The organism is Sphingobium cupriresistens, assembly GCF_004152865.1.
Lineage (GTDB): Bacteria > Pseudomonadota > Alphaproteobacteria > Sphingomonadales > Sphingomonadaceae > Sphingobium > Sphingobium cupriresistens.
On record NZ_SEOO01000029.1, the window covers coordinates 1 to 23,886 of the forward strand.

General features: G+C 63.5%; 24 protein-coding genes. 11 read left to right on the top strand and 13 right to left on the bottom strand.

Translation table 11 applies throughout. From position 1 onward, the window contains the following. Positions 1-396: 396 nt before the first annotated feature. The 4 genes from relB to EWH12_RS15910 all read left to right on the top strand — a co-directional run bounded on the left by relB (position 397) and on the right by EWH12_RS15910 (position 2,546). Entirely contained in the window at positions 397-573 is a 177-nt protein-coding gene (relB, locus tag EWH12_RS15895) for a type II toxin-antitoxin system RelB family antitoxin (RefSeq protein WP_129927190.1), read from the top strand. Next, positions 573-848, top strand: coding sequence for a type II toxin-antitoxin system RelE/ParE family toxin (locus EWH12_RS15900; RefSeq protein WP_207212420.1), 276 nt, complete (start codon positions 573-575; stop codon positions 846-848). Before relB ends, EWH12_RS15900 begins: the two co-directional genes overlap by 1 nt. 78 nt (positions 849-926) lie before the next feature. Further along, the gene (locus EWH12_RS15905) at positions 927-1,976 is read left to right on the top strand and encodes a hypothetical protein (protein ID WP_129927192.1); all 1,050 of its coding nucleotides are present in this window, start codon (positions 927-929) and stop codon (positions 1,974-1,976) included. Between the two features lie 357 nt (positions 1,977-2,333). Beyond that, the gene (locus EWH12_RS15910) at positions 2,334-2,546 is read left to right on the top strand and encodes a cold-shock protein (RefSeq protein WP_066603914.1); all 213 of its coding nucleotides are present in this window, start codon (positions 2,334-2,336) and stop codon (positions 2,544-2,546) included. A 35-nt stretch (positions 2,547-2,581) separates the two neighbouring features. On the opposite strand, the gene EWH12_RS15915 is transcribed toward EWH12_RS15910, so the two are convergent. After that, entirely contained in the window at positions 2,582-3,178 is a 597-nt protein-coding gene (locus EWH12_RS15915) for a hypothetical protein (protein ID WP_129927193.1), read from the bottom strand. Positions 3,179-3,300: 122 nt separating this feature from the next. On the opposite strand from EWH12_RS15915, the gene EWH12_RS15920 reads away from it, so the two are divergent. Both EWH12_RS15920 and EWH12_RS15925 read left to right on the top strand, forming a co-directional pair. Then, positions 3,301-3,513: a hypothetical protein gene (locus EWH12_RS15920; protein WP_129927194.1), complete on the top strand. Its 213-nt coding sequence runs from the start codon at positions 3,301-3,303 to the stop codon at positions 3,511-3,513. Between the two features lie 180 nt (positions 3,514-3,693). After that, positions 3,694-4,050, top strand: coding sequence for a glycine zipper 2TM domain-containing protein (locus EWH12_RS15925; RefSeq protein WP_066603921.1), 357 nt, complete (start codon positions 3,694-3,696; stop codon positions 4,048-4,050). A gap of 55 nt (positions 4,051-4,105) precedes the next feature. Here the strand turns inward: EWH12_RS15925 and EWH12_RS15930 are convergent, their stop codons facing one another. The 5 genes from EWH12_RS15930 to EWH12_RS15945 all read right to left on the bottom strand — a co-directional run bounded on the left by EWH12_RS15930 (position 4,106) and on the right by EWH12_RS15945 (position 7,774). Continuing rightward, the gene (locus tag EWH12_RS15930; RefSeq protein WP_129927195.1) at positions 4,106-5,038 is read right to left on the bottom strand and encodes an electron transfer flavoprotein subunit alpha/FixB family protein; all 933 of its coding nucleotides are present in this window, start codon (positions 5,036-5,038) and stop codon (positions 4,106-4,108) included. After that, positions 5,035-5,784 carry an electron transfer flavoprotein subunit beta/FixA family protein gene (locus EWH12_RS15935; protein WP_066605528.1) on the bottom strand — a complete coding sequence of 250 codons (750 nt, stop codon included), beginning with the start codon at positions 5,782-5,784 and terminating at the stop codon, positions 5,035-5,037. Before EWH12_RS15935 ends, EWH12_RS15930 begins: the two co-directional genes overlap by 4 nt. A gap of 113 nt (positions 5,785-5,897) precedes the next feature. Further along, positions 5,898-7,097 carry an ADP-forming succinate--CoA ligase subunit beta gene (sucC, locus tag EWH12_RS15940; protein ID WP_066603925.1) on the bottom strand — a complete coding sequence of 400 codons (1,200 nt, stop codon included), beginning with the start codon at positions 7,095-7,097 and terminating at the stop codon, positions 5,898-5,900. Between the two features lie 137 nt (positions 7,098-7,234). Then, on the bottom strand, positions 7,235-7,396 hold the full coding sequence (locus EWH12_RS22280) for a hypothetical protein (protein WP_165363642.1): 162 nt from the start codon (positions 7,394-7,396) through the stop codon (positions 7,235-7,237). Positions 7,397-7,600: 204 nt separating this feature from the next. Next, positions 7,601-7,774, bottom strand: a complete 174-nt coding sequence (locus EWH12_RS15945) for a hypothetical protein (RefSeq protein ID WP_165363643.1) — start codon at positions 7,772-7,774, stop codon at positions 7,601-7,603. A gap of 385 nt (positions 7,775-8,159) precedes the next feature. Here EWH12_RS15945 and EWH12_RS15950 point away from each other — a divergent pair, with 385 nt between their 5' ends. From EWH12_RS15950 to EWH12_RS15970, 5 genes are all read left to right on the top strand, one after another. After that, positions 8,160-9,548, top strand: coding sequence for a glycosyl transferase family protein (locus EWH12_RS15950; RefSeq protein ID WP_129927196.1), 1,389 nt, complete (start codon positions 8,160-8,162; stop codon positions 9,546-9,548). A gap of 305 nt (positions 9,549-9,853) precedes the next feature. Then, positions 9,854-10,618, top strand: coding sequence for a hypothetical protein (locus EWH12_RS15955; RefSeq protein ID WP_242496088.1), 765 nt, complete (start codon positions 9,854-9,856; stop codon positions 10,616-10,618). Positions 10,619-10,675: 57 nt separating this feature from the next. Next, the gene (locus EWH12_RS15960) at positions 10,676-11,590 is read left to right on the top strand and encodes a sulfite exporter TauE/SafE family protein (protein WP_066603935.1); all 915 of its coding nucleotides are present in this window, start codon (positions 10,676-10,678) and stop codon (positions 11,588-11,590) included. Beyond that, the gene (locus EWH12_RS15965) at positions 11,590-12,351 is read left to right on the top strand and encodes a TIGR02186 family protein (RefSeq protein WP_242496089.1); all 762 of its coding nucleotides are present in this window, start codon (positions 11,590-11,592) and stop codon (positions 12,349-12,351) included. Before EWH12_RS15960 ends, EWH12_RS15965 begins: the two co-directional genes overlap by 1 nt. A 93-nt stretch (positions 12,352-12,444) precedes the next feature. Next, the gene (locus tag EWH12_RS15970) at positions 12,445-13,770 is read left to right on the top strand and encodes a DUF3422 domain-containing protein (RefSeq protein WP_129927198.1); all 1,326 of its coding nucleotides are present in this window, start codon (positions 12,445-12,447) and stop codon (positions 13,768-13,770) included. A gap of 3 nt (positions 13,771-13,773) precedes the next feature. On the opposite strand, the gene EWH12_RS15975 is transcribed toward EWH12_RS15970, so the two are convergent. The 7 genes from EWH12_RS15975 to EWH12_RS16005 form a co-directional block, all read right to left on the bottom strand. Beyond that, the gene (locus tag EWH12_RS15975; protein WP_129927199.1) at positions 13,774-17,100 is read right to left on the bottom strand and encodes a glycosyl hydrolase; all 3,327 of its coding nucleotides are present in this window, start codon (positions 17,098-17,100) and stop codon (positions 13,774-13,776) included. A gap of 18 nt (positions 17,101-17,118) precedes the next feature. Beyond that, a complete protein-coding gene (locus tag EWH12_RS15980; protein ID WP_207212421.1) occupies positions 17,119-18,039 on the bottom strand; it encodes an alpha/beta hydrolase in 921 nt (306 codons plus the stop codon). Continuing rightward, entirely contained in the window at positions 18,039-18,470 is a 432-nt protein-coding gene (locus EWH12_RS15985; protein ID WP_066603941.1) for a hypothetical protein, read from the bottom strand. The genes EWH12_RS15980 and EWH12_RS15985 overlap by 1 nt, the downstream gene beginning before the upstream one ends. Then, positions 18,467-19,375 carry an alpha/beta hydrolase gene (locus EWH12_RS15990; RefSeq protein WP_129927200.1) on the bottom strand — a complete coding sequence of 303 codons (909 nt, stop codon included), beginning with the start codon at positions 19,373-19,375 and terminating at the stop codon, positions 18,467-18,469. Before EWH12_RS15990 ends, EWH12_RS15985 begins: the two co-directional genes overlap by 4 nt. 12 nt (positions 19,376-19,387) lie before the next feature. Then, on the bottom strand, positions 19,388-20,704 hold the full coding sequence (locus EWH12_RS15995) for a family 1 glycosylhydrolase (protein WP_129927201.1): 1,317 nt from the start codon (positions 20,702-20,704) through the stop codon (positions 19,388-19,390). Positions 20,705-20,717: 13 nt separating this feature from the next. Continuing rightward, positions 20,718-21,569 (bottom strand): alpha/beta hydrolase, encoded by an 852-nt coding sequence (locus EWH12_RS16000; RefSeq protein WP_129927202.1) that lies wholly within the window; start codon positions 21,567-21,569, stop codon positions 20,718-20,720. 68 nt (positions 21,570-21,637) lie between these two features. Then, positions 21,638-23,851: a TonB-dependent receptor gene (locus tag EWH12_RS16005; protein WP_129927203.1), complete on the bottom strand. Its 2,214-nt coding sequence runs from the start codon at positions 23,849-23,851 to the stop codon at positions 21,638-21,640. Between the last annotated feature and the right edge of the window lie 35 nt (positions 23,852-23,886).

A 23,886-nucleotide genomic window follows, 5' to 3' on the forward strand; every position in this document is an offset into this window, starting at 1 on the left:
GTGGTAACTCCACCTTACCGATGAGCCCGGTGGCCACCGAGATCGAATTCGCATGGGTGGGGCATGCCCCACCCATGCGATCGCCTCAATCTACACCGGAAATTACACCACGAGCGCGGACGCTAACCATTTTCGCCAATATAAACTATTGAATCATCTGAAAATTGAATGCTATCGACTGTCATTGATGGATTGCCGGCGTCAATAGCCTGCGGTGCCATTTCCATTTTGAGAATTCTCTTTAGCCATGCGAAAATCATTATGTGAATGTAACCCATTGAGCTTTTGACGCAACACTACATACGACTACAGAAACTGATCTATTTGGCTCATAATCTCCATAGCCTTGCCCCCACCGAATTGCGTGAATATCCTATCCCTGATATCCTACGCTCCATGGTTAAACTCACCCCCATCGAGTCCGAATTTGCGACCACCGAGGAAGCGGAAGCCTATGACGCTTGGTTCCGTACCACGGTCGAAGCCCGCATGGCATCGGACAGCCGTCGCATTCCCCATGACGAAGTGATGGCGCGGATGCAGGCCATCATTGATCGGCGCAAAAAAGCCTGATGCTGCCGCTTGTCTGGCTTGAGGAAGCGCTGGACGATCTTGAATCCATCATCGATTTCATCGAAGTGCAAAATCCGTCCGCAGCAGAACGGATCGGCCGAGCCATACGCGATACCGCCGCCCAATTACCATATCACCCCTACATGCACCGCTCCGGTCGCGTTCCCGGCACCCGCGAAGCATTGGTGACTCCCAATTATCTGATCGTCTATCGTATCGACATTGATAGCATAGACATCCTCGCTATCAGGCACACCCGCCAACAATATCCCTAATAATCCTATTTCGCTGTCCTACATGCCCCTTTTCTGTCCATCCTCCCGGCAATCCCCTCAGCCGGAGGCACGCGACCCATGTCCTATCACGACCCCATCCTCCCCACCCCTACCCCCGCGCCGCAAAGCCGCGTCGATGGCTGGAGCCCCGCGCGCCAGCGCCGTTTTCTCGAAGTCCTCGCCGCGACCGGCGTCATCCGCCTCGCCTGCGAAGCCGTGTTCATCACCACCCGCTCCGCCTATACGCTGCGCATCCGCCGCGACGGCGCGGCCTTTCGCCTGGGCTGGGACGCGGCGATCCTGATCGCTCGCGCGCGGCTGGCCGACACCTTGCTCGCCCGCGCCATCATGGGGACGGAGGAAACCATCCGCCGCGATCCCGACAATTATGAAATCACCCGCCACCGCCACGACAACCGGCTCGCCATGTCGATGCTCGCCCGGCTCGATCGCATGGCCGATTGCCCGGTCGAAGGGTCCGACGCCGCGCTAGCCCGCGTCGTCGCGCAGGATTTCACGGCCTACCTCGACATGCTTTGCCCGGAAGCCGACGCCCAGGCCGAAGCCGACCGCCTCGGCCTGCCCCGCACCGGCGCGGAGCCGGCCGCGCGCCTGATGGAGGACGCCACCCTCTATGACGGCTCCATGCCCGACACGCCCGCCCCGGTCGATACCGACACCGTCCTCTCAAGCAAATTGTCCCCCGGCGCGTCGGCCGCCCTGTTCGTCGCCGCGCGCATGGCGCTGCACAAACCGCAAAATCCGCACTTTTCCGTTGATGATGAACGGTGTGAACTTCGCGACCCGCCGCCCCCAAATCTCGCCGATCTCCCGCCGGACGAAGCCGCCGATCGGCTGCGCGGCATCTGGTGGGACGACCGGCTGGACCGCTGGCGCACCGATTTCCCGCCGCCGCCCGGTTTCGACGGCGACGCCAGCGACACGATCTACGACGTCGACGATTATGAGCGCGACCTGACGGAGGCGGAGGAAGACGCGCTCGCCGCCCAGCAGGCCGCCGAACGCCGCCCCTATGAACAGGCTGCCGCCCTCGCCCGCGACGATTTCTTCGGCTTCGTCCTGGCGCAGGACGCGGGGTGCGCGGACGCAATGGCTGGGGCGGGATGATGGGATGATGGGCATCGCCGCCGCCGCCTCAACCACCCCGCTCGTGGCCGATGCCGCCCCCGCCCGCCCGTTCGCTTCGAGCGTAAACGAGAGGCGGTAGCGCCACGCCCGCGTCAAACCACTCGCCAGCGCCGCCGACATTTCTCGACTGCGCTCGAAACGAACGAGGGTCGGGTGATGGCTCCGCGCCCAACCCACCCCGATTTGCTATTTGCCCGCCCATGCCCTAAGAGAAGGCAGCTACAGTCGCAAATCGACGGTTCTCGGCGCTTTGCGGCACCTGTTTCCTTCTTTCCCTGCCCCTTTAGCGATCCGGTGCGACCACACGGGCCGCGCCGCACGAAAGAAGGAACTACCATGAGCATCGTCGGAACCGTCAAATTCTTCAACGCCGACAAGGGCTATGGCTTCATCGCTCCCGATGACGGCAGCCCGGACGCGTTCGTCCACATCACCGCCGTCGAGCGCGCTGGCCTGGCCACGCTGCGCGAAAAGGACCGCGTCTCCTACGATCTGGAGCAGGACCGTCGTGGCAAGATGGCCGCTGTGAACCTGCAGCACGCCGAATAATCCGGATGGCGGGCGCTCCGGCGCCCGCCTTTCTACTATGGCTGCTGGTCCATATAGACCGAGCCGACCAGCAGAATCGCGATCAGCGCGACCAGCAGCGCCCCGTTGACCCAGCGATGGCGCACGAACAGCAGGGCGATCAGCGCCCCGAACAGCCCCAGCAGAGCCAGCGACATCCAATAGTCGGCATCTGCGCTCAGGGCCGGCCCGGTCGATGGCCGATAGATTTCCAGCGCCACCTGGCCGACGATGTTGCCGATATTGGCGCACAGCACGCCGCCGATCACCAGCCTTTTGTGGCGGTCGTACCACTGGTCGAAATCGGGCCAGTCTTCCGGCTCGTCGGGGAAAATCAGCGTCGCGGCCAGATAATAGACCCCGACCAGCGCCAGCACCGCGGTCAATGTCAGATAATTGGCGTCCATCTGCGCCCGCGCCTCATAGGCCGTCAGCCAGAAACTGGTCAGGTCGAGCAGCACGAACAGCCCCAGCAGCGGCGTCAGCCAGCCGATCCGCACCGCCTTGGCGCCCCGCTTGAGCTTGAGCGCCCTGGAAAAGCCGCCCAGCACCTCGCTGATCGCCAGCCCCAGCAACAGCCCGAAGGCCGCGAACACCAGATCGAATCCCGACATTCGGCTCTCCCGACGCACCGTCCGTCGCAAGCCTAGCAAAAGCGACCGTCCAGGCAATGCGGCTTGGAACCCGCCGCCCCGCCGCCGGTTATCTCCCCGAACCCGCAACCATGGAGCATAACATGATCCGCACCCTGATCTTCGGCGCTATCGCCGGCTATGTCGGCAAGAAACTCTACGACGAAGGCAAGCTGACCGAATTCAAGAACGACCTGGTCACCCGCTACAACGACGCCAAGACGAGCCTGGCCGACCAGAGCGCGACGACAGACACCGCGGTCAGCGCCCCGCTGGTCACCTCGACCGGCGCGATCAACCGTCCGCTGCCCAACTAACCCCCTTCCCATCCGGCGGCCCAGTCCCCCCCGCTCGCCGCCGGTCACCGCCCGCTCGCCACCGCTCCCCCTCTCGCGGTCGCAGCGGGCGGTTTTCTTTTGACCGCACTCGTCACCGCCACGCAACCATGGCTGCTGCGCCGGGTTGTTGAGGGCATAAGGGTAATAAGGAGAGACGCCATGAAGAAACCCATCCTCGCCGCCGCCATGCTGGCCATGCTGCCATTGGGCGCCTGTACGTCGGACAATTATGGCGGCGGTTACGGCTATGACCGTCCTGGCGACCGCCGCGGCCCGCCGCGCCACAACCGTCGTCCGATCCGCGACAACGACCAGATTTACCGCGACCGCGATGGCCGCTATTATTGCAAGCGCGACGACGGCACCACCGGCACCATTGTCGGCGCCATTGCCGGCGGCGTGCTGGGCAATGTCATTGCGCCCGGCGGATCAAAAACGCTGGGCACGATCCTTGGCGGCGCAGGCGGTGCTCTGGCTGGCCGGGCCATCGACAAGAACGACATCAACTGCGAATGACATGAAAAAGGGCGCGGATATTACCCCGCGCCCTTTCCTACATCGTCACGCTGGCTTACAGCTTGCCGGTAAGCTCCGGTACGACCTTGAACAGATCACCCACCAGACCGATATCGGCGACTTGGAAGATCGGCGCATCCTCATCCTTGTTGATGGCGATGATGGTCTTGCTGTCCTTCATGCCGGCCAGATGCTGGATCGCACCCGAAATGCCGACGGCGACATAGACTTCCGGCGCGACGATCTTGCCGGTCTGGCCGACCTGATAGTCGTTGGGGACATAGCCCGCATCGACCGCCGCGCGGCTCGCACCGACCGCAGCGCCCAACTTGTCGGCGAGCGGGAAGATCACCTCTTCAAATGTCGGCCCATCCTTGAGCGCACGACCACCCGACACGATGATCTTGGCGCTGGTCAGTTCGGGACGTTCCAGCTTGGCGATCTCGGCGCCGACGAAGGACGACAGTCCCTTGTCCCCGGTCGAAGCGACCGCTTCCACCGTGCCGCTGCCGCCGTCACGCTCCGCCTTTTCGAAAGCCGTGCCGCGAACGGTGATGACCTTTTTGGCGTCCTTGCTCTTGACGGTGGCAATAGCATTACCGGCATAGATCGGGCGGGTAAACGTGTCTTCGCTCTCGACCGACAGGATATCGCTGATCTGCATGACATCGAGCAGCGCGGCGACGCGCGGCGCGATATTCTTGCCGTTGCTGGTGGCCGGCGCGACGAAGGCGTCGTGATGGCCCATCAGTTCGACGATCAGCGGCGCCACATTCTCCGCCAGCGCATGAGCGAAAGCAGCATCATCGGCGACATGGACCTTGCCCACGCCCGCAATCTTCGCGGCGGCGGCGGCGACGCCATCGACGCCTTGGCCGGCGACCAGCAAATGCACTTCGCCCAGCTTGACGGCGGCGGTGATGGCGGAAAGGGTCGCGTCCTTGACGGCGCCGCCCTCATGTTCAACCCAAACAAGTGTCTTGCTCATGCGGCGACTCCCAGAGCTTTCAGCTTTGCGACCAGTTCATCGACATCGGCGACCTTGACGCCGGCGGTGCGCTTGGGCGGTTCGACCACCTTGAGCGTTTCCAGCCGGGCGCTGATGTCCACGCCGTAATCGGCGGGGGTCTTCTGCGCCAGGGGCTTGGACTTGGCCTTCATGATGTTGGGCAGCGACGCATAGCGCGGCTCGTTAAGGCGCAGGTCGGTGGTGATGATCGCCGGCGTCGACAGCTTCACCGTCTCCAGCCCGCCATCGACTTCGCGGGTGACCGAAACGCTGCCATCGGCAACTTCGACCTTCGACGCGAACGTGCCCTGGGGCAGGCCCAGCAGGGCGGCCAGCATCTGGCCGGTCTGGTTGCTGTCGTCGTCGATCGCCTGCTTGCCCAGGATGATGAGGCCAGCGCCTTCCTCTTCCTGCACCTTGGCGAGCAGCTTGGCCACGCCCAGCGGTTCGACCTCATCGTCGGTCTGGATCAGGATCGCCCGATCCGCACCCATGGCCAGCGAGGTCCGCAGCGTTTCCTGCGCCTTGGCGACGCCGATCGACACCGCGATCACTTCGGTCGCCACGCCCTTTTCCTTCAGCCGAATGGCTTCCTCGATCGCGATCTCGTCGAACGGGTTCATGCTCATCTTGACGTTCGCCAGATCGACGCCCGTTCCGTCCGCCTTCACACGCGGCTTCACATTATAGTCAATGACCCGCTTCACGGGCACAAGGATCTTCATTTTCAACATCCTCCGGTTTCACGCCATCGCCCGCCAACGCGGACAAGGACGTGGGCGGCCCGTTCCCGGACCACCCACGCCCCATGGCGTATCTTGTTAGGTGGGGTCGTGCCTCAGGCTGCTTTCCTCACTTCCGCCACGATCTTCTTGGCCGCATCCCCCAGGTCGTCCGCAGGGACGATCGCCAGGCCCGACGCGGCCAATATGTCCTTGCCCTGCTGGACGTTGGTGCCTTCCAGGCGCACAACCAGCGGGACCGACAGATTCACTTCCTTCGCCGCCGCGACGATGCCGTCGGCGATGATGTCGCACTTCATGATGCCGCCGAAGATATTGACCAGAATGCCCTTCACAGCCGGGTCCTTCAGGATGATCTTAAAGGCCGCGGTCACCTTCTCGGTCGTGGCGCCGCCGCCTACATCCAGGAAGTTGGCGGGGAATTCGCCGTTCAGCTTGATGATGTCCATCGTCGCCATGGCCAGGCCCGCGCCGTTGACCATGCAGCCGATGTTACCGTCCAGCTTGATGTAGGCGAGGTCATACTTGGATGCTTCGACTTCGGCCGCATCTTCCTCGGTCAGGTCGCGCAGTTCGGCGATGTCCTTGTGACGGAACATGGCATTGCCGTCGAAAGCGACCTTGGCGTCCAACACCAGCAGATTGCCCTGCTCGGTCAGCGCGAGCGGATTGATTTCGATCTGCTCCGCATCGGTGTCCTCAAAAGCGGCGTAAAGCGACGAAGCAACCTTGGCCGCCTGCTTGGCGAGGTCGCCGGTCAGGCCCAGTGCGGCGGCGATCGACCGGCCATGATGGGCCTGGAAGCCAGTTGCGGGATCGACCGAGAAGCTGTGGATTTTTTCAGGCGTCGAGTGGGCGACTTCCTCGATGTCCATGCCGCCTTCGGTGGACACGACGAACGCAATCTTGCTGCTGCCGCGATCGACCAGAAGGGCCAGATAGAATTCCTTGGCGATGTCGGCGCCGTCGGTGATGTAGAGGCGGTTGACCTGCTTGCCCGCATCGCCGGTCTGGATCGTGACCAGCGTGTTGCCCAGCATGTCGGTCGAATGCGCCTTCACTTCGTCCAGGTTGAAGGCGAGGCGCACGCCGCCCTTCGCTTCCGGGGCCAGTTCCTTGAACTTGCCCTTGCCACGGCCACCGGCGTGGATCTGCGACTTCACGACATAAAGCGGTCCGGGCAGCTTCTTGGCGGCTTCGACCGCTTCCTCGACCGAGAAAGCGGCATAACCGGCAGCGATCGGCGCGCCATATTTCGCGAGGAGTTCCTTCGCTTGATATTCATGAATATTCATAAGGGCTGCCCTTTTCGCTGAAATCTGATGTCAGCGGCTAAGCACAGCCCCAGACGAGGCGCTAGAAAATTTCGCAAAACGACTTTGCAAAATTGCAAAGCGCGCAGAGCCAATCATCCCTCTTAAGGCCGATACGGTTAAAATGCGCTGGCAGGCAACACTGGGCTGGCAACCCCCAAAATCTCAGGATCCTGTAACGCCCCCACGTTGCGCAACAGTTGATCGACAGAGATTTTACCGCTGTGAGACTTGCGGAGCGACGCGAGCGACCGGGGCTTTTGCAACTGGGTCAGGCTCATTCATCCCGTCATCCGTTCCGCCATGCATTACGCCATTTGTGAGGAGAGCCCTGCCTCTTCCAGCCCAGCGCGCAACTGTGATTCGGGAGAGAGGGGCGGCACAGGCGGACAAAGGGAGAGTCGCAGCTGACGGCAAGGCGCCGCTGGGTTAAAACCATCTTTTGTCGTTCGATAGGCTGATCCAGCGGCATTGACCCGGTCGGATCAATGCGCGCGAATGATCAACCGTTCATTTTCCCGACGATAGGCGTCAATCCGGTCCGTATAGCTTCGGGCAAGGCTTTGATAAGCGTCTCGCCCTTTGTCCGATCGGCTGGATTGTGCGCGTATCAGCGACATCTGCTGCCGGTGCAGCAGGTAATTGACGTCCATCTCCATATTCACCCTCCTCCCGTAAAAGTTAGAAGAGATTGGTCGATTGGCCAAGACTGCCTAAGACTCGCAAAATCAACGCCTGCAAACTAGCACTGAGACTACCCATTGGCGACCCCGCTTATCGCGCCGCCAAGGCGACCGGGCGCTCTCCAGCGCAAAACCGCATATTCGAAGGCGACAAGATCGTCCGTCAGAAAACGCGCGAGGCGGATCGTGACGGACGATCCATGCCGATCTATTCCCTTGCCGATGTCTGCGAAGGTACAACTGTGCTGCTGCGTCAACATTTCGAAGGACTTGTGCGAAAAAATGCAAAAGACTTGGAACGATGTGACGCAAATGGCATCCTCTCTCGCCTAGGGGGATTGGGGGTCAAGTCTTGGGAGACATGTTGGCCGCAGGCCTTGTGGCCCTGCACCACGAAGTCCTGCTTTTTGCTGTCGTCGGACTGGCGATCGGCGGGCTGGACGATTTCCTGGTCGACCTCCTCTTCATAGCCCGTCGGTGTTGGCGCAATGTCGCCATTTATGCGCGCCATCCGCGTATGACTACGGCAACCTTGCCCGCTTCATTCCGGCCGGGTTGCATCGCCATATTCATTCCCGCCTGGCGGGAATCGGATGTAATCGGGCCGATGCTACGCCATGCGCTGGCGTGCTGGCCGAACGACAATTATCGGATTTTCGTCGGCCTCTATTCCAATGACCCCGAAACAATCGAGATAGTCGCGCCTATCGCCGCCGGGGAACCGCGCATCATCGTAGGAATCAACCCCAGGCCAGGTCCGAGCACCAAGGCGGACTGCCTTAATGTCCTGTGGCAGGCGATGCTGGCGGAAGAAGCGCGCATCGGCAAAGCTTTCAAGGCGGTCGTGCTGCACGATGCCGAAGATGTGGTTCATGCCGACGAGATCCGACTGTTCGACTTCATGATCGATCGCTTCGCCCTAGTCCAGTTGCCCGTGCTGCCCCTGCCCGGTCGAGGGACGTGGTTCGCGCGCGCGATCGCCAATCATTATGGCGATGAATTTGCGGAAAACCATGGGAAAGCTCTGACAGTACGCGAAGCATTGGGCGCGTCGATCCCATCAGCGGGGGTGGCGTGCGCCTTCGAACGGGCGATTCTCGGCCGCCTGTTCGACACCGCTCATGGGGGACCTTTCGATCCGTCATCGCTGACGGAGGATTATGAAGCGGGCCTGCGGATCGCCAATATGGGCGGGCGCGGCGTGTTCGTGCGTATGCGCGACCGTACCGGGGCGCTGGTCGCGACCCGCGAATATTTCCCGGACAGCATTCACGCCGCCGTCCGGCAAAAGGCGCGCTGGATAGTGGGCATATCCTTGGCCGGTTGGGACCGCATGGGCTGGCATGGCGGTGTTGCCGAATGGTGGATGCGCATCCGCGACCGGCGCGCCACCATGGCGGCGCTTGTGCTCTTCGCCGCCTATATGGCGCTGATCGTCTGGGGCCTGATCGCCGTTCTGGGCGCGCTTGCACCACTATCCACGACCCCGCTGCCGCCCCTCATCACAGCCTTGCTATGGTTCAACCTGGGGTTGATGGGGTGGAGAGCGGTCATGCGCGCCCTGTTTGTCGGCCGGGCCTATGGCTGGCGCCAGGGATTGATGGCGATCCCGCGCACCTTCGTCGCCAACTATATCGCCATATTGGCGGCTCGGCGCGCGGTCTTCCTTTATGGCAAATCGTTGCTGGGCCAGCCACTTAGCTGGGACAAGACGCAGCATTGTTTCCCCGACCTGAAGACCGATCCATGAGCCGTGTCGCAAACGGCCGCCCGTTGCGTTTCTCTGCCATCATGATGCTGGGTTGGGTGGCTATCCGCCTAGTGGGCCAGGAAGCCGTAACGCCACCCGTGCAACGGCCATATGCAGATACTCCCTCCAAACCCTCGCCCTTATTGCCACAAGCCCTGTTGGCATCCAGCGCCGTGGCGACCCTGCCACGGTGGGAAAGGCTTACAGCCCAGCCTCCGCCCTACATCGCCGCGCGGATGAAAATAAGACAATGCGCGCCACCGCCGCCACGACCATCCACTAATGGCGCCATCCCGGTCGATCTGATGGATTTCATTACCTTCAGCGTAGCGTTCTCCAATCGCCATTATGCCAGCGATCCCGACTATATGGATCTTTTTCAGGCGCCGACGGCCATCCCCTCTCCGCTTATGGCCCAGCAGACGACGCCGGATCGATGGCGGGCCGCCGCATGGCTGCTGTGGCGCCCCGGCAGCGCGCGGCCAAGCGGGACCGTGCCGACTGGCCAACTCGGCGGCTCGCAGGCGGGACTTCGCGTAGATTATGATCTGACGCCTGGCACCGCGAGCAGGACCACCGCCTATGGCCGCCTTACCAGCGCCTTCGGGCGCCCCGCGGCGCCCGAAGGCGCGGTCGGATTGTCGATCCAGCCGATGCGCGCGATCCCGATCAGCGTCGCGGTCGAACGGCGCATCGCGTTGGGCGACGGCGCACGCAACGCGAATGCTATAATGGTGGCGGGCGGGTTTGGCCCGGCGGCTATCGGGCCAGCCGTCTTGGCGGAGGGCTATAGCCAAGCCGGCATCGTCGGATTCAGCCGCGGAGATGCTTTCATCGACGGCAAATTCTCGCTCTCCACCCCACTTGCGCAATCGCCCTTCCGCGTCGGGGTGGCCCTGTCGGGCGGCGCGCAACCGGGCGCCAGCAGGCTGGATATCGGCCCAGAAATGCAGTTCCGCCTACCCTTGCCACAGGTCGCCGCCCGGATCGCCATCGAATGGCGTGAACGGATCGCGGGAGACGCCCGGCCTGGATCGGGCCTTGCCATCACCCTCGCTGCCGATTTTTAGTCGCCTGGCGCCATCGCCGCTTTATATCCATGCCGGTTGGCGTTACCCCCAACGGGCATGGATCTCTACCTGCCCATAGCCAATCTATCGGTGAACGCGCTTGTCATCATCGGCCTCGGCGGTGTCGTCGGGCTGCTGTCCGGCATGTTCGGCGTGGGCGGCGGATTTCTGACGACGCCGCTGCTGATCTTCTACGGCATTCCACCCACGGTCGCCGCCGCGTCCGCCGCTTCGCAGGTGACGGGCGCCAGCGTTTCGGGCGTGTTCACCCATATGGCGCGCGGCACCGTCGATTTCCGTATGGGCGGCGTGCTGATCGCGGGCGGCGTGATGGGGGCCGGCATGGGCGTCTTCATCTTCCGCCTGCTCCAATATCTGGGGCAGATCGATACGGTCATCGGCATCCTCTATGTGCTGATGCTGGGCGGCATCGGCGCGCTGATGGCCAAGGAATCGATCCAGGCGCTGGTGGCGCTGAAAACGGGCAAGCGCCCTCCCGCCCGCAAGCGGCGGCATCATCCGCTGGTCGCCGCGCTGCCGATGCGCTGGCGTTTCTATCGCTCCGGCCTATATATCTCGCCGCTGGCGCCCCTGTTGCTGGGCATGGCGACGGGCATCTTGACGATGTTGCTGGGCGTGGGCGGCGGTTTCATCCTGGTGCCCGCCATGCTTTATTTGCTGGGCATGGCGACTCAATCGGTGGTCGGCACATCGCTGTTCCAGATATTGTTCGTCACCATGGCGACGACGATGATGCACGCGATGACGACCAAGGCGGTGGACCTGGTGCTGGCGCTGCTGCTGCTGATCGGCAGCGTCGTCGGCGCGCAGGTCGGCACCCGCCTTTCCATGTCGATCCGACCTGAATATCTGCGCATCCTGCTGGCCACGATAGTGTTGTTCGTCGCGGCGCGGATGGCGCTGGGACTGGGATTTCGTCCCGACGAAATCTACACGATCGAGGTGCGCTGATGCCGCGCTGGCGCGCCTTGCTCGCCCTGCCCGCGGCGCTGGCGCTGATGGGGGCGGACGAGCCGCAACTGGTGCCGGACGTGTCGCAGCGCGAAGTCGTCATCCAGTACAGCTTCACCGGCGCCGACCTGTTGCTGTTCGGCGCGATCGTCTATCCCGACGGGCGACGCCCCGACAAGCCGGCCGACATCGTCGTCGTGCTCAAGGGACCGGAACAGTCGATCACCATGCGCGAAAAGCAGAAGGTGGCCGGCATCTGGGTCAATGCCGACACCGCGCGTTTCCGCTCCGCCCCCAGCTTCTACGCCATGGCATCGTCGCGCCCCATCGGCCGGATCGTCGATGAACGTACCGCCGCCATCTACGAACTGGGCGTCGACAAGCTGCAACTCTCGCCCTCCTCGCTCAACGAAAGCGCGGAATTGTCGCGCTTTCAATCCGGCTTGGTCGATTTGCGGGCGCGGTCCGGCCTGTTCGTGGAGCGGCCTGGCATCGTCGAGATCACGGACGGCGTCCTGTACCGCGCGCGCCTGCCGCTGTCGGCGCGCGTCATCGTGGGCGATTACACCGCCGAAACCTTCTTGGTGCAGGACGGGCGGGTGGTCGCCGCCGCGGTGCGCGACATCACCGTGCGCAAATCCGGCTTCGAACAGTTCATGGCCAGCGCGGCCGAACATTGGTCCTTCGTCTATGGCCTGGTCGCGATCGCTATGGCCGTGGGCATGGGTTGGGCGGCTGGCGCCATCGCCCGCCGCATCTGAATGGGCCAATCCTCATTCTTTGGATCAAGCCAATTGCCCAAGCCCCAATAGTCCGACTAAAACGGCGCAAAATGGGTCGAAGGGGACGGGGCGATGACGGACACAGCCAAGCAGGCGGGCGATGGCCCTTTTCCCAACCTGGTGCAGCGCAGCCACGCCCTGCGCGCCTCGCTTTCGCGCGAAATGCACATTCGCAAAATGCCGCGGCTCGATACGCCCATGCGCGCCGTGCAGTTCATGATGATCGTCAATGAGCAGGAAGCGCACGACAGCGTCGCCGCGCTGTGCGCCATCGTGCCCGATGATGGCCCCTCCCCTGATGCCAGCGACCGCTTCTTCGCGTGCCGCGTCGGTGCGCTCGGCTTTTCCTGGGAACGGCACAGCGAGTTCATCACCTACAGCTTCATCGCCGACGGCTATGGCGAGCCGTTCGACCTTTCGCCCTTCCTGCCCGTGTCGCACTGGATAGACCGACTGCCGGGCCAGGTTATCCGATCGACCCAGATCGCCTTGACGAAGAATGAGCCATCCAACGCGACGATCGCCACCTATTTCGCGTCTGACGACCTCATCATCTCCGATGTCGCCCAATGCCGGGCACGCGTCTGGGGCGATTTCCGCCTGCATGACAATGGCTTTGGCCGCCTGCTGATCCAGGATCGCGGGTTGGAAGGGGCAGAAGCATCGCTGCTGGTGCAACGATTGCAGGAGTTGGGTAATTATCGGAAGATCGCTTTGCTCGGCCTGCCCGAAGCGCAACGGGCGACCCCCATCCTTGCGACGCTGGAGCAGCGCCTGACCGATGTGACCGCCTGTGTCGCAGAACCGCAGGCGGATGCCGACGCTGTTTTGGAAGACCTGTCATCACTCAGCGCTGAACTGGCGCAGATTGTCGCGCGGACCCGTTACCGCATGAGCGCAACCCATGCCTATGCCGAACTATGCTTCGACCGGATCCGCCGTCTGGATGTCGCGCCGGTGCGCGGCTATCGCTCGCTCGACGATTTTACCGAGCGGCGGTTGCTGCCGGCGATGCGGACCTGCGACGCTTTCGGTCGGCGGCTGGAGGATCTGTCGCAGCGCACCGCATGGACCAGCGCGATGCTGCGCACGCGGGTCGACACCGCCCTGGCGCGCCGCAATCGCGACCTGCTGGCGTCGATGGACCGGCGTACCGGACTGCAACTGCGCCTCCAGCATACGGTCGAGGGGCTGTCGGTCGTGGCGATCAGCTATTATGCGCTGGGTCTTTGGCATCACATCAAGGAAGCGATCGAGCATCAGGGCGCGCATCTGCCCGGCTGGATCGACCTGGCCGTGATCCCCGCGATCATCGCGGTGGTTTTCCTGGGCCTGCGCCAGATCAAGAAGGTAAAGCGCCCGCCATCCTTGCGGGACGGCGACACGCTCGATCATTAGGACTTATTCCGCCAGCAACCGCACCGGGCCGATCAGGCCGGACGGCCGCAGCGGGGCGTCGGGCTTGTAAGTCGGGGCGGCGGTGAAAGTGATTTTTTCCGCACCGGGCTGCTGGTCGCCGATCAGGCGATTGACCCACAGGTTCGCGACCTTGACCTCCAACTGGTTAGCCCCCGGCTTCACCAGTTTGCCGATGTCGAGCAGATAGGGCGCGAACCAGGTGGTGCCGGCCAGTTGGCCGTTGACGCGCACCTCGGCCAGATCGCCGATCTTGCCCAGGTCGATCCACAGCGGCGCGCCGGACTTCACGCCCTTGGGCAACGCAAAGCGCGTAGCGTAGGTCGCGATGCCGGAGAAATAGCGCACGCCCTTGTCGACGTTGCTTTCCAGCGGAGTGAGGGTGGGCATGGCGATGCTTTCAGGCGCGCCACGGCCGCGTTGGAAGCGGACGGTCCAGGGGTTGGTCAACCTCGCGACGGAATGGGCCGGCTTGGCCGAGATGGTGGCGGATAGCGCCGCAGCAGGTTTGCGGAACAGGATGAAGAAGGCATCCTCAGCGCCGACGTCGAGCGGGATCACCGTGTCGCCCCCTTCGATGCGGTAAGAAAGGGGCGCGGCCGTGCCGTCAATCGCACGCCAGATTTCGGGCTGCCTGCCGGTCGCACGGAAGCGCGCCTCGATCCGGCCAGCCTTGTCGGTGCGGTTATTGACGAAGTAGAGGTCGCCATCCGTCAGCTTGCGGTGGACGAAGCGATAATCGGCGTCCTGTGCGCCCTGCCCGATTCGGAAGTCCGGGCCGACGCCGATGCTGACGAGTGCGGCTTCAGCGTCGCGGCTGGCGATCACCCTCCCCTTGCCGATCGGTGCGCCGCTCCACAGGCGGGTGACGAGCGCCTTGAACGCGACGGCATCGTCCGCCAGGCCCGGCGCGCGTTCAGGCGCCATGCCGATCACGGTCGCGCCGCCCTCCACCAGCGCGGCGATCCTTCGCAAGGTCGCCAGCGTCATCACCCGGCTGGCGCCCCCCAGATAGAGGGCGCGATAACGGGCGTTGCCCGCCGCCAGATCGCCATTGGCCACGCTCATGCGATTGGCGATGATGTCGGCATTGACGAAATCATAGGCATAGCGGATCGGCAGATCGGCCGGCACGCCATGTTCGAACAAGGACGTGATCGGCGTATCTTCGCCATAGAAATAGGCGAGATCGGCCTGATCGCGACCCTGCTGAAGCAGGTAACCGGTGCGCGCCATATAGTCCACCCATGGCCTGGCCATCTCCGCCCAGCTTTCATGCCGGTTGAAATATTGGCCGAAAATCATGAGGCTGAGGCCCGGTGCCTTGTCATCGACCGGCTGATGGACCGAAGTATGGACGATCGGCCGGTTGACCCCCGAAGCAAATTCCAGGTCAATGACCCGCTTCAGGTCCGACGGCGCAAACGCCCAAGGCGCGAAGGCCGATGTCATGGACTCCGCCGACACGACATTCTGGCCATAGATATGAGCGACCGACGCCGCCCCCTTCATGTCGCCGATCAGCGTGGGACGCGCCGTGCCGCCGCGGTTGAAGGTCCACATCGCCGCCATCGGCACATCGGTATGCGACCGCATGGCCAAGTCATCGCCCAGCACAGGGCGACCATTTTCCAGCGCTTCGCCATAGACGGCCAGGCCATTTTCATGCGCGACCTTGGCCACTGTGCCATAATGGGCGTCGGCCAGCAGGTCCGCCAGCGTCTGGCGATAATCATGGAGGAAGGCGTCGCTCCGCGCGGCCGATCCCACGATCGCGCCGGTCAGCGTCGGCAGGAAAGGCGTAGGGTCATAACCGCGCCGGGCTTGGAACTCCTCCACAATGCGCGGGGTCCAGTTCGACGCGCCGACCTCGATACTGTCGGTCAGCAGCGCGCTTATGCCCTTCTTACCGATCCACTCCGCGCCAACCGTATCGCGATACATGCCGAGATAGGTTTCGAGATAGCGGCGCACCGCCGCCGCGTCATATTTGTCGACCTCCAGCCCCGTGGCTTCGGGGGTGGCGGGATGGTTCATTTTGCCGGTCAGCGAGTAACCCATGCGGATGATGCGCCAGTCGCGCCCCTTGGGTGCGGTCCAATCGAGCGTGCCATCAGGACGCAGCCGGTCGGTCAGGTCGATCACCCTGGCGGGGTCGATGGCAGGCGCGTCAGGCGCGGGAGCGTCGCTCAGCGCATTATAATCGGCGACGATCGCATAACCGGCCTTGGCCTCATAATGATCGATCTTGGCTTCGGCCGAGAGGCGCAAATCGCCTATGCCCAGCGTCAGACTGGCGGGACGACCGAAGACGTCCATCATGACAGCGCCGGGGGCACCGTCGCCCAACCCCGGCGACTTGGGCGCGTCGTTTGGAGAAAGGACGAGGCGGAAGCGCTGGGCGGTGACGGGCGCGAAGCCGATCGTCGCCGACACTTCGGTCAGCGAAAAACGGCCGACCGGCCGCCAGCCCTGCACCGTTTCCACTTCCAGCGTCGGGCGGTAGAACGGGTCGCCGAAGGGCGGCCGGGCATGGGGCACGAACAGGCTGGCCGACCGGATCGTCACCGGCTTGCCATAATCGAGGATCACCGCGCCGGGATGGGTGGCGTCGCCCTTGGCGATCTGCGCCACGGTTTCCATATCATTGTCGAGCAGCGGCGCAGGGGCGAGCGCCGTTCCGTCCGCTTGCGTCATGCGCGGCCGCGGCAGGGCAATTAGCTTGATAGGATAGGCTAGAATAGGAGCGTCGCCATAGACGGTAGGAAGCGCGGCCGCGCCCTCGCCAGCTGCGAGCGGATCGCTGAATTTCGCGCTCTGGAATGCGCCGGTGATGGAGGGCGGCATGGGCAGCGCGCCTTTCACCCGCTGGCCGCCACGCAGGTCCGTCTCGCTCCAGACCAGCTTCTTCATCGCGTCCTGCGGCTTAACCCAGGGACCGCCCGTCTCGCTCCAGCCCGGCGACGCGGCAATGGCGAATTCCAGCCCCTTGGCATCGGCGGTGTGGACGGCGTGGCGAAAAGCATCCTTCCAGCCGTCGGTCATATAGATCAACCGTTCCGGCACGATCTGCGGCGTCATCAGGCTGGCGTCGAAATTCTGGACCCCGCCAATCCCCATGCGCGCCATCCAGTCGAGATCCTTGTCGATCCCGTCCTTGGTCACATTGCCGTTCATCCAGTGCCACCAGACGCGCGGGCGGGCCGACTGCGGCGGATTGCGAAATCCTTCCGCCAATTCGTCAGCCCAGAGCGGCGCCGCGAAGGAGGCGCAGGCCAGCAGAGCGACGGGGCGAAGGCTTTTACGAATCATGAGCAATCCTTGAGAAAATCAGCGCGCGCCGAGCAGGCCGCGCATGTCCATCCAGGCGAGAAATTCGGGCAAGAGCATCGCCGTGGTCGTCCCCGGCCGCCCCCCGCCAAAGCCATGATCGCCCCGTTCATAGGCATGGAGTTCGACCGGACGCTTCGCCTTGCGCCAGGCTTCGACTATGCCGAAGCCCTGCTTGGCGAAAAGACCGTCATCCATGGCGATGGCGTTGAACATGGGCGGCGCATCGGCGGGCACCGCGATGTCGAGCATCGGGCCATAAATATAGCCGATGAAGGCCGGGCGCTGTTCAGACCGGCCCTCCAACGCGGCGTTCAGCGTCGTCATCGCGCCGGCCGAAAAGCCGATCATGCCGATACGCGCGGGATCGATATGCCAGCTTGCGGCGCGGCTGCGAACGATGGCGAGGGCCTGAAGCGCATCCTGCGTGGCGCGGGGTTCCTTCACCTTCGCGCTCGGTTCGCCCTTCGCGGCCGCGCCGAAACGCGCGCCCATGACGCCCAGAAATGCCTTGTCGTCGCGCGGCGTCTCGTTGAGGCGATATTTCAGCACGAAGGCTGCGACGCCATGATCGGCCAGCCAGCGCGCGACGTCGCTCCCTTCCCCTGTCATCGACAACGACAGGAAAGCGCCGCCCGGCGCCACGAGCACCGCCGCGCCAGTCGCTTTGGCAGGATCGGGCAGATAGGGCGTGATGGTCGGCCGCACGACATTGCGGACCATGATATTGTCGATGCTGTTCGCCCCGATCTGAACCTCCATGCTCGACCATTGTTCGTCGCTGCCGGCCTTGGGCGCGGGTTGATCGGGATAGAGCGCGATCGCGCCCTCCTGCCCCTGCGGCGGGACCGTTTCCATGCGCACATCCTGAGCCAGAGCGGGCGTGACGAGCACCAACGCCAGAGTCATCATCGAACGGATCACCGGGTCATCCTCTTGAGGGCTAGAATGGTTATGAGAGCGCCTAGCGATCCGCCGTAAAGCAACTTAATCGCCAGCGCCTGCCCCCATGCGACAGGCGACTGGGCGACGGCGCCGGTCGCCCAGGCGAGCAGGCCACCTAGCACCGCACCGCCGATCGCAAAGCCGAACGCGCGCAGGATGATCGTGCGGGTCGACACGCGCCGCCCCAGCCGCGTGCGGGCGATCAGTGAGGGGACGAGCGCGCTCATCAGCGCAACGGCAATGCTCTGCGGCACGAAATCAAGGCCCAGTGCGTCGGGCGCGCCCCAGGTGAGCGGGCGCGCAACCATCCCGAAAATGCCGAGGAAGAAGGCCAGGCTGAGGGTCGCGTTGATCGCAAAGCCGATGCCGGCCTGCCGCGCGATCGGCAAGGCCGGCGCGGCGCTCATTGCGCGACCTTCGCGTTCAGCAGCCCGCGCATGTCCAGCCAGGCCTGGAACTGGGGCAGCACGCCCATGCTCGTCGTGCCCGGCTTGCCCGTGCCAAAGCCGTGATCGCCACGCTCATAGGCATGGAGTTCGACCGGCACATGGGCGCGGCGCCAGCTTTCGATCAGGGCATAGGAGGGATTGGGGAAGAGGCTGTCGTCATTGGCGATGGCGGCGAACATCGGTGGCGCATCGGCCGGCACGACGCGGGCCAGCATCGGACCGTAAACATAACCGATGAAGGACGGGCGATCGCTCCCCTTCCCTTCCAACGCCGCGTTGAGCGTGGTCATGGCGCCGGCGGAGAAGCCGATCATGCCAACCCGCTGCGGATCGACGCCCCATTTGTCGGCATTGGCGCGCACCAGCTTGATCGCCGCCAGAGCGTCGAGAGTTGCGCGCGGTTCGGTGATTCCCGGCGCGGCAGTCGGATCGCGCAGCGACTCCGCCATGCGCCTGCCCATATAGGCGGACGCTTCGCCGATGTCGGCGGGGGTCTGGTTCAGCCGATATTTCAGGACGAAGGCGGCGATGCCGTGATCGGCGAGCCAGCGCGCGACGCTCCAGCCCTCATGATCCATCGCCAGCAGCATGAAGGCGCCGCCGGGCGCGACGATCACCGCAGCTCCGGTCGCCTTGGCGGGATCGGGCAGGACAGGCGTGATGGTCGGCACGGTGACATTGCGCACCGCCAGATCCTTCCCGAAACGCACCCAATTTTCGGTCGATTCCTTGGATGCCTTCATGTCCGGATAGAGCGGAATGGCGTTCGGATCGGCGGGGGCTTCTGCGGGAACCGGCGTCGGCATCTGGGCGATGGCGGGAACCGCGAGCACAAGGGCGACAGCGGCGACGAAACGCTTCATGTCTTTCTCTCCTTACAACGCATTGCGGCTGGCGATTGCGCCATAGACGGCGGCGCTTGGTTTGGCGGTGCGGGCGAAGGTGACGGGGTCGACGCTGTGCAGGCCGAACTTCACCTTATAGCCAAATATCCATTCGAAATTGTCGAGCAGCGACCAGTGGCAATAGCCCAGCACAGGCACGCCGTCGTCCATCACCTGCTTGAGGTCCGCGAGCGCTGCGGGGATGAATGTGGCGCGGATGGTGTCGTCGGTCGTGCCGACGCCATGTTCCGACACCAGGATCGGCACGCCTGTCGCTTCATGGGCGTAGCGGACCGCGCCCGCGAGCGAAGGCGCCCAGACTTCGGTGCCAGACCAATTGACGATCGAACCGGCGGGCGTTGGCAGACGACCCTTGTCGCCCCAGAGCGCGCGCTCGTAATTCTGGACGCCCATGAAGTCGTCGGCCTTGGCGATGTCCAGCCAGTTGCCGTACAATTCCTTCCGCATGCGGTCGCGGATCGAGTTGTTGCCCACCGCTTGATCGTCCATGATCGCGAGGGAAAAGCCGACCGGCAGGTCGGGACGGACCGCCTTGATCGCCGCTTTGGCCGCCTTGTGCGCGGCCTCCAGACCAGTTTGCAACGCGGGAAGATCTTCCACCCCCGCGACATTGGCGGCGACGAATTTCGGGACGCCCAGGCGCTTGGCCGCGGTTTCCAGCGTCAATTTCTGGATGTCCCACACCTGCGGCGGCAGCATCGGCTTCAGCAGCAGCAGGATATTGGGTTCGTTGAAGGTGATGGCGCTGGCGATCCCCTTGCCCAGCGCGCGCATCGCCTTGTCGCAATAGCGAGCGAACAATTGCGCGCTTTCCGGATTGGTCCAGCCGCCCTGGGCGCTGAACCAGCGCGGCGCGGTGAAGTGGCTGAAGGTTACGATCGGGGCCAGGCCGCGCTGGATGCAGCCGTCTATGATCGCCTTGTAATGATCCAGCATCGCCTGGGAAAAGAGACCCTTTTCCGGCTCGATCCGCGCCCATTCGATACCGAAGCGATAGGCATTGAGGCCCATGTCCTTGACCAGATCGAGATCGGCTTCCCACAGGTCGAAGCTGTTGCACGCATCGCGGGAGGGTTCGGCGAAGACGGTGGGCTGTTGGTTTTCGACAAACCAGAGATCGCTGGCGACGTTGTTGCCCTCGATCTGATGCGGCGCGGTGGCGACGCCCCAGTAGAAGCCCTTGGGGAAGCCAGGGCTGATGACAGCCTTGCGCGCGGCGATGGCGGGAGCGGCCATCATAGCCCCGGTCGCGATTCCGGTCGCGAGCAACGTCCTGCGATCGAGCATCTGTTTCTCCTGATTATGATTGGGTGGTTTCGCGCACGAAAGCGCAGATTTCGTCCGATAGCCGCCGGTCGGCTGTGCCCAGATGCATGGACATGCTGTAATGATTATGGCCCGAATGAATAAAAGCGCGCGGCATCGCACCATGGCGGGCAAACCGGTCGTGCATTAATCCCAGAAACTCTGCCTGAAAACGCGGCGGGTCGAACTCGGCGCAGGCGAGCATCAGCGGCAATGGCGTGGCGGCGACCGCCTCCATCGGCATTCGGTCGGGATAGAGCGCCGGGTCGCCATAATAGAGCATGTCGCGCGCATCGAGCGGCGTGTAGCCGTAGAGGCCGGACAGCAGGATGGCGGCGCGGATGTCGCCCGCGCCAGCCAGTTTCAGATAGCCCGCCACATGGACTGATCCGGCAGACGTGCCCATCAGCACGATTCGATCCGGGTCGCCGCCATGCTGCGCAGCATGATCCTTGATCCAGGCGGCGACCGCGGCGACATCCTCCGCCCCGGCGGGCCAGACATGATCGGGCGCCAGGCGATAATTGATAACGACGCCAAGAAACCCCGCCTGCGCCGCCATGCGGCCGACATTAGCGTTGGGCCAAGCATCGACCCCGCCTTTATCGCCCTTCAGGAACCCGCCGCCATGCACGAACACGAGGACAGGCGCGAGGCCGTCACCCTGCGGCCGATAGATGTCGAGGCGGTGGCGTTCATGCGGGCCATAAACGACGTCCGCCGCCGCCATCGGCCGCTGCGCCAGCAGCGCCGACTGTTCGGCGTCGAAGAGCGCGCGGCATTGCGCAAGGACGGCCGGGCCAAGGTCCGTCCCCATGGCCGCTATGGATTGCCTGACTGGATTCATCTCCGCACCCTAACCACCTCGGCCACCAGCGAAAGGGGCATGGCGGCGAACCGCCATGCCCCTTTCGATCAGAATTTCGCGTCGAGTTGCAGGCCGACCTGGCGGAAGGACTGCGGACCATAAATGGCGCCGACGCCCGAACCGAAATTGCTCTGGAGCAGAGAGGGTTCGTGGACGTTGAACAGGTTGCGCACGAACACGCCCGCCGAATAGCGTTCATCCTCGCTGCGCACGCCCAGGCGACCGCCAACCGTCCAGTGCGGACGGAAGGTTTCTTCGCTGCGCGAAGTATTCTGGTAACGGACCCGCGATTTCCAGATTGTGTCCGCCGCCAGGAAGCCGTTCAGACCAGCCGTCAGCGGCTGTTCATATTCACCCGACAGGGTGAATTTATAGCGTGGCGAATAGGCCAGTTGGCTGCCGCCAATGTCGGTGCTGTCATTGCCGATGAAGCCGCCCGGATAGGTCGCCTTGGTATAGATGAAGCCGGTGTTCATCGACAGCCGATCGGAAATCTGCCCGAACAGATTGACTTCCGCGCCGCGCGTCTTGACCCCGTCGATGTTCGTCTGGGCACAGACAAGCTGGGCGGTGGTGGGGTTGACGGTACATTCCTGCGCCTGGAAATTCTTGATCTTGCTGTAGAAGACGCTGACGTCGAGCACCGCGCCGCCGAACAGCGTGGCCTTCATCCCCGCTTCGTAGGACATGGGGATTTCCGGCTGCACGACATAGGGCAGCAACGGCGCGGTCGGCACCGCGATCTGACCGCCCTTGAAGCCGCGCGATGCGGTGACATAGGCCATCAGCGACCGGTCGATGTCATATTGAATGCCGGCGCGCCAGGATATCTTGTCGACATTGAGGATCTGGAAGCTTTCCGCGCCGGTTCCCGCGTCGGTCCGGTCGAGCGACAGGCGCCCGGCGGTGTAGCGTCCGCCCAGGATCAGGCGCAGCTTGTCAGTGGCGTGCAACGTGCCCTGACCGAAGATCGCCAGCGATTCATCCGTGATTTCGTTCAGGGCGCCGGGCGAATCCACCGGACGTATGACGAAGCCATTGGGCAGCGTCACCGAAATGGTGAAGCGTTCGGGCTGCTGCACCGTCTTCTGGTTTGAATAGAAGGCGCCGACCGTATATTCGAAGACCGAATTGCTGGGCGACGACGCGCGGAATTCCTGCGTGAACAGGCGGATGTCGGTGCCTGTCGGGCCGCTTATGAGTTCCGACGCCAGCGGATCGGCGCGATAGATGTTGCCCAGCGTATTGCTGCTTTCCGTCTTGCGATAGGCAGTGATGGACGTCAGCGTCAGCGGACCGGCATCATAATCGACCTGCGCCGATCCACCCCATGCCTTGACCTTGCTGCTGAATTCATCCCCGACGCAGAAGGTCTGGTTGCCCTCGCCCGGCGTGATGCCGCAGCTGTTGAGCAGCGCGGTGTTGGCAGCGGTGTTCGACAGGAAGGTGAAGAAGTCGCCGCCATTGTCCGCCGACCCCTTCGACCAGTCGCCGATCAGGTTGACGGTCAGGTCTTCGCTCGCATTCCACAGGAACCGGCCACGCACGGCGTAGCGATTGACGTCGTTCCAGTCGCCGGTGACGGCATTAAGGTTCACGCCCTGCCGCGTGTTGCTCATACCCGACACGCGCAGCGCGCTGGTGGAGCTGAACGGCACGTTGATGACGCCCTGAACGACCTGCTGGCCATATTTGGACCCCACGGTCCCGGCATCGGACAATTCGGTGCGCACGCGCCCGCTAAATTCGTTAGGGTCAGGCGCGTTGGTGGTGATGTTGATGACGCCGGCCGATGTGGTCAGGCCGAACAAGGTGCCTTGCGGCCCCTTGAGCACTTCGATCCGCGACACGTCGAACAGGTCGGAGATATTGGCGTTGCCCTGGCTCACCTGGTCGACGACGACACCTACGGATGCGACAGCGCCGGGCGAGAAGCTTTGCGTACCGATGCCGCGGATCGATCCGCCGCCGCCGGTATTCTGCGACGGGGCCGACTGGATTTCCAGCGAGGGGGCGACGCGGTTGAGGTCGTTCAGATTATTGACCTGCTGGCGCTCCAGCTGCTTCTGGCTGGCGACGGTGATCGAAATCGGCACCTCCGTCACCTTTTCCTGTCGGCGCTGTGCGGTCACGATGATGTCGGACATGGCCGATTCCGCCGGCTCCTGTGGCGTAGCGGCATCCTGGGCAAAGGCGGGTGCGGCGATGGCGAACGTGCTGACGCTCGCCATGGCCAGAATGGGCTTGTGGAATATGCGCATGGTGTCTCCTCCCCTTCTTATCATTGGATAATATA